This is a genomic window from Burkholderia sp. SRS-25, from assembly GCF_004343765.1.
In the GTDB taxonomy this organism is placed as follows: domain Bacteria; phylum Pseudomonadota; class Gammaproteobacteria; order Burkholderiales; family Burkholderiaceae; genus Burkholderia; species Burkholderia contaminans.
On record NZ_PTXM01000005.1, the window covers coordinates 157,950 to 168,831 of the forward strand.

At 69.2% G+C, this 10,882-nt stretch carries 9 protein-coding genes; 6 read left to right on the plus strand and 3 right to left on the minus strand.

From position 1 onward, the window contains the following. Positions 1–187: 187 nt before the first annotated feature. From C5O79_RS07360 to C5O79_RS07370, 3 genes are all read left to right on the plus strand, one after another. Entirely contained in the window at positions 188–2,890 is a 2,703-nt protein-coding gene (locus tag C5O79_RS07360) for a LuxR C-terminal-related transcriptional regulator (protein ID WP_131931304.1), read from the plus strand. A 223-nt stretch (positions 2,891–3,113) separates the two neighbouring features. After that, positions 3,114–4,238 carry a porin gene (locus C5O79_RS07365; protein ID WP_046545723.1) on the plus strand — a complete coding sequence of 375 codons (1,125 nt, stop codon included), beginning with the start codon at positions 3,114–3,116 and terminating at the stop codon, positions 4,236–4,238. A gap of 172 nt (positions 4,239–4,410) precedes the next feature. Beyond that, the gene (locus C5O79_RS07370) at positions 4,411–5,115 is read left to right on the plus strand and encodes a glutathione binding-like protein (protein WP_046545722.1); all 705 of its coding nucleotides are present in this window, start codon (positions 4,411–4,413) and stop codon (positions 5,113–5,115) included. A 179-nt stretch (positions 5,116–5,294) separates the two neighbouring features. Here the strand turns inward: C5O79_RS07370 and C5O79_RS07375 are convergent, their stop codons facing one another. Next, positions 5,295–6,212, minus strand: coding sequence for a LysR family transcriptional regulator (locus C5O79_RS07375; RefSeq protein WP_122473927.1), 918 nt, complete (start codon positions 6,210–6,212; stop codon positions 5,295–5,297). Positions 6,213–6,351: 139 nt separating this feature from the next. On the opposite strand from C5O79_RS07375, the gene C5O79_RS07380 reads away from it, so the two are divergent. Together C5O79_RS07380 and C5O79_RS07385 are read left to right on the plus strand one after the other, a co-directional pair. Further along, a complete protein-coding gene (locus C5O79_RS07380) occupies positions 6,352–7,116 on the plus strand; it encodes an SDR family oxidoreductase (RefSeq protein ID WP_122473926.1) in 765 nt (254 codons plus the stop codon). Between the two features lie 82 nt (positions 7,117–7,198). Then, entirely contained in the window at positions 7,199–7,906 is a 708-nt protein-coding gene (locus C5O79_RS07385; protein WP_122473925.1) for a pirin family protein, read from the plus strand. 219 nt (positions 7,907–8,125) lie between these two features. Here the strand turns inward: C5O79_RS07385 and C5O79_RS07390 are convergent, their stop codons facing one another. Continuing rightward, positions 8,126–8,641, minus strand: coding sequence for a MarR family transcriptional regulator (locus C5O79_RS07390; protein ID WP_047850883.1), 516 nt, complete (start codon positions 8,639–8,641; stop codon positions 8,126–8,128). A gap of 130 nt (positions 8,642–8,771) precedes the next feature. Here C5O79_RS07390 and C5O79_RS07395 point away from each other — a divergent pair, with 130 nt between their 5' ends. Then, positions 8,772–9,950, plus strand: coding sequence for an MFS transporter (locus tag C5O79_RS07395; protein WP_122473924.1), 1,179 nt, complete (start codon positions 8,772–8,774; stop codon positions 9,948–9,950). Positions 9,951–10,139: 189 nt separating this feature from the next. Here the strand turns inward: C5O79_RS07395 and cobM are convergent, their stop codons facing one another. Beyond that, positions 10,140–10,868, minus strand: a complete 729-nt coding sequence (gene cobM / locus C5O79_RS07400) for a precorrin-4 C(11)-methyltransferase (RefSeq protein ID WP_046545716.1) — start codon at positions 10,866–10,868, stop codon at positions 10,140–10,142. Between the last annotated feature and the right edge of the window lie 14 nt (positions 10,869–10,882).

The window sequence follows — 10,882 nt, forward strand, 5'->3', positions numbered from 1 at the left end:
ATCTTCATGGGTGGGCTCCTCGTGGTGTTCGTCATGCATCGGAACCCATGCTATCGATGCGGTGCCGGTGCGGCCCCACTCGTCGCGGGGGGGATTGACGCGCGAACGCGGTTCGACCGATCCTTCCCCCCACACCCACCCCGGACGCTGGCCCGCATGGCACCGCCGGATTCCGACTGCTGCCCCGATGGCCCACCCCCCCGATCGCGCCGACGCGCCGCCCACCGAACTGGTCCTGAAGACGACCGCGCCGCGCGTGCCGGCGCAGTTGCTCGCCCGCGCGCGGCTGAGCCTCGCCGCGCCCGCTTTCGACGGCCGGCCGGTCACGCTCGTACAGGCGCCGGCCGGTTACGGCAAGACGTCGCTGCTCGCGCAATGGCGCCGCGAAACCCTCGCGCTCGGCCGCGCGGTCGTATGGCTGTCGGCCGACGAGCGCGACGATGCGGCGCGGTTGCTGCAGGGGCTCGTGCAGGCGGTGCGGACCGGTTGCGCGCGGCCCGGCTTCGGGCGCCTGATCCCGGTCGGTGCGGCCGACGCGGCGCGCGCGCTGGAAGGCGTGACCGCGTGGCTGGCTGAGGTCGCGCAGCTGTCGATCGATGCGCTGCTGATCGTCGACGATGCGGAGCGGCTGCCGCCCGCCGGCCTCGATGCGCTGACCTACGTGCTGCACAACGCACCGCAAAACCTGCATGTCGTCGTCGCCGCGCGGCGCGGGCTCGATCTCGTGGCCGGCGATCTGCTCGCCGGCGGGCAATGCACGCTCGCGGGCCCCGACTGGCTGCGCTTCACGCTCGACGAGACGATTGCGCTGGCCGGCGCGCGCTTTGCGCAGCGGGTCGACGCCGACGCGTGCGCGCGGCTGTTCGAACGCGTCGACGGCTGGCCGCTCGGCCTGCAGCTCGCGATGGCCGCGATGGCGCGCTCGGCCGATCCGCGCCAGGCGGTCGACGCACTTGCCGCCCGCGTGGACGGCACGCGCGACCGCCTCGTCGAGCTGCTGCTCACGAACCTGTCGGCCGACGACACCGCGTTCCTGATCCGCACGAGCGTCGCCGATCGCCTGCATCCGTCGCTGTGCGCCGCGCTGCTCGACGACGCAGACGCAGCCGACCGCCTCGCACGGCTCGCACGCGACACGCCGCTGTTCATTGCGTCGGACGATTCGGACTGGTGCCGGCTGCATCCGCTCGTGCGCGACACGCTGCGCGACCGCCTGGCCGCGGGCCCGGAAGCCGAGCGCAGCACGCTGCATGCGCGTGCTGCCGCGTGGCTCGACGCGCACGGGATGACCGAGGAAGCCGCCCGCCACGCATACGCGGCCGGCCAGTTCGAGGTGGCGTATGCGCTCGCGCAGCGCTGTCTCGAGGATGCGATCAAGCAGGGCCGCATCAACGACGTGCTCGACTGGCTCGCGCTGCTGCCCGACGCGGAGCTCGACAAGCGCCCGACGCTGCGCGTCGCGGTGGCATGGGCGCTGGCGCTCGGCGAGCGCCATGTCGAGGCACAGCGCCAGATCGCGGGCATCCTCGCGGATCCCGGCACGCCCGCGGCGATGCGCTACGAATGCGCGCTGATCCTCAGCGCGGCCGCGTATTACGCCGACGAAATCGACCGTTTCGTCGAGCTGTTCGAACCGTGGGCCGACTTCACGCCGCCGGCGGCGACGTGGCTCGCGCAAATGCACGCGAACCGGCTGTCGGCGCGCGCGATCATCGTCGGCGAACCGGCGCAGGCGCGCCGCTTCCAGCACGCCGCGCCGCGCGGCGAGACGGCGGCCGGGTTCGGCTACGTCGCGCGCTGGGGCGAGCTGATCACGGGCCTGAGCTACCTGCGCGAGGGCCAGGTCCGGCTGGCCGACGACACGCTGTCGCCGGCGCTGGCGCGTGCGGAAGCCGATCTCGGGCGCCGCCATCCGCTCACCTGCATGCTCGCGGCGATGTGCGCGGCGCTCGCGTACGAGGCCGACCGCGTCGACCAGGCGGCCGCGTTGCTTGCGAACCGCCTCGACGTGCTCGAACACGCGGGCACGCCCGATACCGTGCTGCTCGGCTATCGCACCGCCGCGCGCATCGCGCTGCTGCGCGGCGTCGAACACCGTGCAATCGACCTGCTCGAAGCGCTCGACGCGATGGGGGTCGCGCGGCGCCTGCCGCGCCTGTCGGTCGCGAGTCTCGCCGAACAGGTGCGCATCCACGCGGCGCGCTATCGCGAGGCGACCTGCCATGCGCTCGTCGAACGGATCGATGCGATCGCCGCGGCCGAGTTTCCGTCGCACGGGCCGCTGTGGCGGCGCCCCGTCGTGCTGCTGCAGGCAACCGCGCACGCGGGCGCGGCGCTGGCCGCGCGCCGCTGGGACGACGCAAGCGCCGCGCTCGACGAAGCCGCCGTGCTGGCCCGCGAAATGAGCGTGGGGCAGGCGCGCATCGAGATCATGGCGCTCAGCGCGTTCGCGCGCGAACAGTCGGGCGGCGGCGGGCGCGCGTTGCTCGACGAAGCGATGAACCTCGCGGATCTGTTCGGGCTGACGCGCACGCTCGCCGACGCGCATCCGGCCATCGCCGACTGGGCGCGCCGCGCCGGCGACGAAGCGGCCGCCGGCACCGGCCCCGCGCGGCACGCGCTGCCGCAACCGCGCATCGTGCCGCCTGCCCCGCGCGCCGCGGCCAGCCCGCGCGCGGTGCCGAGCGTCGTGCTGACGCCGCAGGAGCGCGCGATTCTCGAGCTGCTCGCGCGCAACCTGTCGAACAAGGAGATCGCGGTGGCGCTCGCCGTCGGCGAGGAAACCGTGAAGTGGCACCTGAAGAACCTGTTCGGCAAGCTCGACGCCAGCTCGCGCAAGCATGCGGTGCGCCGCGCGCTGGTGCTCGGCCTGCTCGAAAGCGCGCCCTGACGCCGTAACGCTGGTTTTGCCAGTCGGGCGCATCGTCGCGCCCGCCTTTCTCCGATTCTCCGCAACCCTGCCCCCCGCGCATGGGGGGGAGCAGCCGCCCGCCGTTGCGTAGTCTTTCAGCACGGCTCACGCGGGCGTCGCCTGTCACACCTTCCCGCTAGCCTCCCTGCTTCACCCGGACGGGCTCGATCCCGTCCGGTCCAATACGACCCCGGAGACTTTGATGAAGACGAAACTGGCCGCGCTCGCGGCGCTTGCCGGCTGTTCGGCGTTCGCGCACGCGCAATCCTCCGTCACGCTCTACGGCGTGATCGACTCGGGCCTGCTGTACCAGAGCACGTCGGCGGCGTCGTTCAGCCCGACCGCGCCGAACACCGGCAAGGTGTTCCGCATGAAGGACGGCGGCATCTACTCGAGCTTCTGGGGCATCAAGGGCAGCGAGGACATCGGCGGCGGCTACAAGGTCAACTTCAAGCTGCAGGGCTCGTTCGACAGCGGCACCGGCAAGCTGCAGCTGAGCGATACGCCGGGCGCCGTCGCGATCTTCAACCAGGTTGCGTCGCTCGGCGTGTCGGGCCCGTTCGGCGCGTTCACGGCCGGCCGCCAGATCGTGCCGATGATCTACGCGATGGCCGACACCGACGTGCGCAACGCGCAGTTCTTCGGCAGCGTGCTGACCGCCTGGCTCGGCCTGAACACGGCGGCCGGCTGGCCGGGGACGAGCACCAACGGCGCGATCGGCGCGCTGTACGACAGCAATGCGCTCGTCTACCAGTCGCCGACCTTCGCGGGTGCGTCGATCGCGCTCGAATACGCGCCGGGCGGCGTGGCCGGGCAGTTCCAGGGCGGCACGCGCGAATCGGTCGTGCTCAGGTATGCGAACTACGGGCTGAACGCATCGGCCGTCTACTACAACGGCCACGACACCAGTCCGGCGCCGGGCGTCGCGCCGACCGGCGTCGACAACAACCGCTTCATCTACTTCGGCGCGAAATACACGATCCACGATTTCTCGGTGTCGGCGTCGTACGGCAACGGCAGGAACCCGTCGCATGCGGACAAGGTGAACCTCGACATGCTGTCGGCCGGCATCGGCTATCGCTTCACGCCCGCGCTGCAGGTGACGTCCGCGGTGTATTACCTGAAGGACCGCAACGTCTCGGCGAACAAGTCGACGGCGGTCGTGCTCGCGGCCGACTACAGCCTGTCGAAGCGGACGATGGTCTATGCGCAGGTCGGCCACGTGAACAACCGCGGCACGATGGACCAGATGCTCGTGTACGGGCAGCCGGTCGCGCCGGGCGTCGGCACGACGGCTGCGATGATCGGGCTGCGGCACAACTTCTGACGGCTTCCGGTCGTGCGGCGGCGGTCGCGCGCGGCCGCCGTCGGCATCGATCGCCGGGATCGGCTACAGTGGGCGTTTTCGGCGCGCTCCGCCCTGCCGTCCCACCATCGACCGTGGCGCGTGTAGCAGCAGGAACGGGGCGCGGATCCTTCACTTCGACGAGCGACCCTCCATGTCCGACCTGTCCGCCTTCCCGATCACGCAAAAGTGGCCGGCCCAGCATCCCGACCGTCTCCAGCTCTACTCGCTGCCGACGCCGAACGGCGTCAAGGTGTCGATCATGCTCGAGGAAACCGGCCTGCCGTACGAGCCGCACCTCGTGCGCTTCGACACGAACGACCAGCTGTCGCCGGCATTCCTGTCGCTGAACCCGAACAACAAGATCCCGGCGATCATCGATCCGAACGGCCCGGACGGCAAGCCGCTGCCGCTGTTCGAATCGGGCGCGATCCTGATCTATCTCGCGGACAAGACGGGCCAGTTGATCCCGAAGGATCTCGCGGGCCGCTACGAGACGATCCAGTGGGTGATGTTCCAGATGGGCGGCATCGGGCCGATGTTCGGCCAGGTCGGCTTCTTCCACAAGTTCGCCGGCCGCGATTACGAGGACAAGCGCCCGCGCGACCGTTACGTCGACGAGTCGAAGCGTCTGCTCGGCGTGCTCGACGCGCATCTCGCGAACCGGCAATGGGTGATGGGCGATACCTATACGATCGCCGACATCGCGATTTTCCCGTGGGTGCGGAACCTCGTCGGGTTCTATGAAGCGGGTGATCTCGTGGGCTTCAGCGAATTCCGGAACGTCAAGCGGGTGCTCGACGCGTTCGTTGCGCGGCCAGCGGTCGAGCGCGGGCTCAATATTCCCGCGCGGGGTTGATGGGTCAAGCGGGTGCACGCCGTGCAGGCCGCGATCTGAAGAACCCGCCGCATTGCGCGGCGGGTTTTTTTATTTGAAGTCTTCGCGAATTTTTCGGGAACGCCGGGAAGACTGTCGGTGTCCGGCGCGGCGGCGAAAGTTCGAGTTGCCGAGGTTGCGGTGCCAGTTGCATCAGCGCGTCACTTGGGCCACCGCCACGAGGGATCGGACAGGTGTTCCGCAAAGTAATCGGACAGCGCAGCCACCTTGGCGGGACGGGCGCGCGCTGATGGCGTGACGAAGTAAAGGCCGCCCTTCGTCAAGGACCAGTCGGTAAGGAGCGCTTCGAGGCGGCCATCGGCCAGATATTCACCGGCGATGAATTCGGGCAGTTCCGCAATCGCGAGGCCATCGAGCAGCGTGGGCAGCAATGCATCGGCATTCGTCACGCGCAGCGGTCCGGTCGGCATGACCGGTTCCTCCTCACCCGCGCCGTTCGTGAACCGCCACACATCGCCGCGTGCGCGATACGCATAGGAAAGGCACGGCCGATCCACCAGATCACGCGGGTGGGCGGGCCGCCCTTCCCGCTTCAGATACGCCGGCGACGCCACCACGAACTGGGTGACCGCGCACAGCCGTCGCGCGACCAGCGAGGAATCCGGCAGCGCGGCGATGCGCAGCGCGGCGTCGAAACCGTCGGCCACCAGATCGACCGACGCATCGGAAAGATGCAGGTCGATCGACACCTCGGGATACGCGCGAAAGAAGCCGGGCAACAGCGGGGCAACCCAGCGCAGCCCGAACGACATCGGCACGGCGAGCCGCACCAATCCGCGCGGCTGCAACGACATCTCGCGCGCGGCACTTTCCGCTTCCTCGGCCCGGCGATAGATCTCGCCGGCCGTCTCGCAAATGGTCCGGCCGAACTCGGTCAGCGCGAGCTGTCGCGACGTGCGATTGAAGAGCCGCGCACCCAACCGGTCTTCCAGACGGGCGACGCCACGCGAGACTGTCGCGACGGACACCCCCATCGCACGCGCCGCCGCCGCGAACGATCCTTCCTCGGCGACCTTCGCGAACATCGCGAGTCCTTCGAAATCAGGCAGCTTTGCCATCGCCCCTCATCTTTTCATTTATGCAACGTTGGATTGCAATCAATTCTATTTCGAAATGATCGGGGCGTCGATATTCTCCTTACATCGCAGCACGCAACACCGAACGCAGTCCCACTTATCGAACGGAAGGAGAAGCAACATGGCACGCAAACTCGACAGCAAGATCGCCCTCGTTACCGGCGCAACCAGCGGCATCGGCCTTGCCACCGCCCAACGCTTCGCGGCGGAAGGCGCGCACGTCTACCTCACCGGTCGCCGTCAGGCCGAACTCGACGCCGCCGTGAACGGCATCCGGGCAGCTGGCGGCAACGCGACGGGCGTCCGTGTCGATTCCACGAAGCTCGATGAACTCGACGCGTTGTACGCGCAGATCAAGGAAGAACAGGGGCGCCTCGACGTGCTGTTCGCGAACGCCGGCGGCGGTTCGATGCTGCCGCTCGGCAGCATCACCGAAGAACACTACGACGACACCTTCGATCGCAACGTGAAGGGCGTGTTGTTCACGGTGCAAAAAGCACTGCCGCTGCTCGCCGACGGCGCATCGGTGATTCTCACCGGTTCGACGGCAGGTAGCGCCGGCACCGCTGCCTTCAGCGTGTATTCGGCATCGAAAGCCGCGGTGCGCGCCTTCGCACGCAGCTGGATTCTCGACCTGAAGGACCGCCGCGTCCGCGTGAACACGATCAGCCCGGGGGCGACCCGCACGCCCGGCCTGCTCGACCTCGCCGGTGACGACGCCGCCCAGCGCCAGGGTCTCGCCGATTACCTGGCGGCCCAGATCCCGATGGGACGCCTCGGCGAGGCTGGCGAGATCGCGAGTGCCGCGCTGTTCCTCGCCTCGGACGACGCGAGCTTCGTGAACGGTGTCGAGCTGTTCGTCGACGGCGGCCAGCAGCAAATCTAAGCGTGGCCCCGGGCGCGCGGATGCGATCGTCGACGATCGAACCCGCGCCCGGCGCGGACGCGCGTTTGAACCCGGACACATCATGATCGAACATCGATCGTTTCAGTTGCTTGGCGCGACCCGGAGCGACTGGCGCGACACGCGGATGCATTTCCGCCTCGGCGCCTGCGGACGCCCCGATCATGGTTCACTCGGCGCGCTCAGCGCCTGGAACGACGAAGCGATCGCGCCGCATGCCGGCTTGGGTCTGCACGTTCACCGGAACGTCGAGATCGTGACGTGGGTGCGCTCGGGCGCGATCACTTTCGAAGATGACGCGGGCAATCGCACGCGGCTGGTCGCCGATTCCATCCAGGCGATGCGTGCGGGCGCCGCTCTCCACGTTGCCGAGCGCAACGAGGAGAACGTCCCCGCGCGGCTGTTCCGGATCTGGCTGCATCCGCGCACGCCAGGCGGCACGCCGCGTTGGACGACGCGAACCTGTTCACGCGAATGTCGCGAAGGCCGCTTCATCACGCTGGCGAGCGGCGACGCCGATGACGTGCGCGCGGGTGCGCTGCCCATCCACGCCGACGCGCGCGTGCGCATCGCGACGTTACGCGAAGGCACGACGGTGCATCACGTATTGCCGGGGGCAGGCGTGGCGTACCTGGTTGCAGATCATGGCCGGCTTGATGTCGGCGAAGTCCGGCTCGCGCCGCGCGACGGCGTTGCCGTCCGCGGCGAATCGCGGCTCACGCTGGTGGCGCGAGACGACACCGATGTCGTGATGGTCGAGCTTTTGCGGTAAGGAAACCGTACCTTCGGGCTCTACCTCAACGACATGCGTCAATGGTTACGCGTCGTACGAAAAGCCGCGGTTGGCCACTTGATTGGCCGTTTTGCGGTGAGGGGCAGGCGTGGATTCCGCGTGACGACGCGTCCGCCACGGCTCGGCAAGCGACGTCAACCACCATTCACGACGATTGTTTCGTCCGCCTCGCGCGTTCGCATCACGCTTTCTGCGGCGCTACTTTCCGTCCGCTGCGTTCGACGCCCCGTCTCCCAACCCCGCCAGCAGCTTTCCCAGCAGTTCCGACAACTGCGCCTGTTCCGCATCCGACAGCACACCCAGCAACTCGCGCTGATTGTCGATATGCGCGACGACTGCCTCGTCGATCAGCGCGCGGCCGGTCTCCGTCAGCGCGACGAGCGTGCCGCGCCCATCCGCCGGGTTCGGCCGGCGCTCCACCCAACCGGCCTTCTGCAACCGGTCGATGCGCGCGGTCATCCCGCCCGACGACATCATCAGCGCGTCGTACAGCGCCGTCGGCGTCAGTGCGAACGGCGCCCCGCCGCGCCGCAGCGTGGCCAGCACGTCGAATTCGCCCGGCTGCATCCCGTAGCGCGCGAACAGCGGATTGAGACGGTCACGCGCGATCACGAGCGCCGCTTCCTGCAGCCGCCCCATCACCACCATCGACGACGCGTCGAGATCCGGGCGCTCGGCGCGCCATTGCGCGAGCGCATGCGCGGCTCGATCCATTAACCCTCCTCGGCTCACCAGTTATCTTGACGTCGAGATAAATCAGCATTTATCTTGATGTCGAGATACTTTACATGAAATGCGCGCGGCGTCTCACCGGGGGCCGCGCACCGATAACGAGGGCCTTGCAATGAATCGCTTCACTTCTCCCGGATGGCGGCTCGCCGCCATCGTCCTTGTCGGGCTGAACCTGCGGCCGGCGCTTGCCGCGGTCGGCCCGCTGCTCGACATGATCCAGCGCGCGACCGGCCTCAGCGACGGCGCGGCCAGCCTGTTGACGACGATCCCGATCCTGTTGATGGGCCTCGGCGCACTGAGTGCGCGGCGCCTGCAGCGCCTGACCGGGATTGCGGGCGGCGTCTGGCTCGGCGTCGCGCTGATCGGGCTCGCCTGCGTGTCGCGCATCGGCGCGCAGCACGCGTGGCTGCTGCTCGCGAGCGCCTGCTGCGCGGGCGTCGGGATCGCGATGGTGCAGGCGCTGCTGCCCGGCTTCGTGAAGGCGCATTTCGCGACGCGGATCGGCGGTGCGATGGGCGTCTATTCGACGTCGATCATGGGCGGCGCCGTGCTTGCGAGCGTCGTCGCGCCGTTCGCCGCGGCGCGCTGGGGCTGGCTCCCCGCGCTCGCGGGATGGGCGCTGCCGGCCGTGGTGGCCGCGCTGGCGTGGCCGCTGGCCAGTCGCGGCGGCGACGCGCTCGCCGCCGGGCCGACGTCGGCATCGAACACTCAGCCGTCGCGCTCGCCGCGCGCGTGGCGGCTCGCGCTGTTCTTCGGCATCGCGACGGGCGCGTACACGCTCGTGCTCGCGTGGCTGCCGCCGTACTACATGCGGCTCGGCTGGTCGCCGACGGCGGCCGGCAGCCTGCTCGGCGGCGTGACGCTCGCGGAAGTCGTCGCGGGGCTGACGATCTCGGCGACGATCGACCGCCTGCCCGATCGCCGCCCCGCGCTGTACGCGTCGATTGCGTCGCTGTTCGTCGGCTTGCTGGTGATGCTGGCCGCGCCCGAGACGCTGGCGTTGCCGGCCGCGCTGTTGTTGGGCGCGGGAATCGGCGCGCTGTTTCCGCTGTCGCTGATCGTCACCGTTGACCATGCCTCGACGCCGGCCGATGCCGCGTCGCTGACGGGGTTCGTGCAGGGCATCGGCTACCTGATCGCCGGGCTGTTCCCGTTCGGGGCGGGCATCGTGCGCCAGCACCTCGCGGACCTGACGCCCGCTTGGATCGCGATGGCCTGCCTGTGTGTCGCGCTGTTCGCGCTGGCGGCGGGGTTTGCGCCGAAGCGGGTCCTGCACGCCGCGCGTGCATAGCGCGTGCCCCGCGCATATCACCCCGCCGCGATTAGATATGGCGGTGGTCGTGCTCGACCTGAGCCCCGTCGTCGGCATCGCGGCGCCGATCTACTTCATCGGCGCTGCGATCACGATCGGCGCGGCGCGCTACAAGCACCCAAGCACATGCGCGAACGCCGCACCGAACCCGCGCCGGCCCGCGCGTGATCAGCCTGCGCCAGCGTACAGCGTCGAATCCGTGAACCCTTCTGCGTCGAGCACGCGCCCGATCAGGATCAGCGCGGTGCGCTCGATCTGCGTGCCCTGCACCTTGCCGACGATGTCGGCGAGCGTGCCGGTCACGCGCGCTTCATCGGGCCAGCTCGCGCGATAGATCACCGCGACCGGACAATCGGCGCCGTAATGCGGCAACACTTCGTCGACGATGCGGGCGAGATGGCGCACGCCGAGATGGATCGCGAGCGTCGCGCGGTGCGCGGCGAGCGCGCCGAGCGATTCGCCTTCCGGCATCGTCGTCTTGCCCGCGAAGCGCGTGAGGATCACCGTCTGCGCGACACCGGGCAGCGTCAGCTCGACGCCGAGCGTCGCCGCGCACGCAGCCGTGGCCGTCACGCCGGGCACGATTTCATACGGAATCCCGAGCGCCTTCAAGCGGCGAATCTGCTCGCCGATCGCACCGTACAGCGACGGGTCGCCCGAATGCACCCGCGCGACATCCTGCCCTTTCGCGTGCGCGTCGGCGAGCAGCGCGACGATTGCGTCGAGGTCGAGTTCGGCGGTATTGACGACCTGCTCCGCGCGATGGCCGTCGAGCACGGCCGCCGGCACCAGCGAACCCGCATACAGGATCACCGGGCACGTGCGCACGAGGCGCTGGCCCTTCACCGTGATCAGCTCCGGGTCGCCGGGGCCCGCGCCGATGAAATACACCGTCATCGAAAAATCTCCGT

Bases quoted from the DNA above. Each gene is read 5' to 3' on its own strand.
- C5O79_RS07360 (WP_131931304.1), top strand. From the start codon at position 188: ATGGCCCACCCCCCCGATCGCGCCGACGCGCCGCCCACCGAACTGGTC.
- C5O79_RS07365 (WP_046545723.1), top strand. From the start codon at position 3,114: ATGAAGACGAAACTGGCCGCGCTCGCGGCGCTTGCCGGCTGTTCGGCG.
- C5O79_RS07370 (WP_046545722.1), top strand. From the start codon at position 4,411: ATGTCCGACCTGTCCGCCTTCCCGATCACGCAAAAGTGGCCGGCCCAG.
- C5O79_RS07375 (WP_122473927.1), bottom strand. From the start codon at position 6,212: ATGGCAAAGCTGCCTGATTTCGAAGGACTCGCGATGTTCGCGAAGGTC.
- C5O79_RS07380 (WP_122473926.1), top strand. From the start codon at position 6,352: ATGGCACGCAAACTCGACAGCAAGATCGCCCTCGTTACCGGCGCAACC.
- C5O79_RS07385 (WP_122473925.1), top strand. From the start codon at position 7,199: ATGATCGAACATCGATCGTTTCAGTTGCTTGGCGCGACCCGGAGCGAC.
- C5O79_RS07390 (WP_047850883.1), bottom strand. From the start codon at position 8,641: ATGGATCGAGCCGCGCATGCGCTCGCGCAATGGCGCGCCGAGCGCCCG.
- C5O79_RS07395 (WP_122473924.1), top strand. From the start codon at position 8,772: ATGAATCGCTTCACTTCTCCCGGATGGCGGCTCGCCGCCATCGTCCTT.
- cobM (WP_046545716.1), bottom strand. From the start codon at position 10,868: ATGACGGTGTATTTCATCGGCGCGGGCCCCGGCGACCCGGAGCTGATC.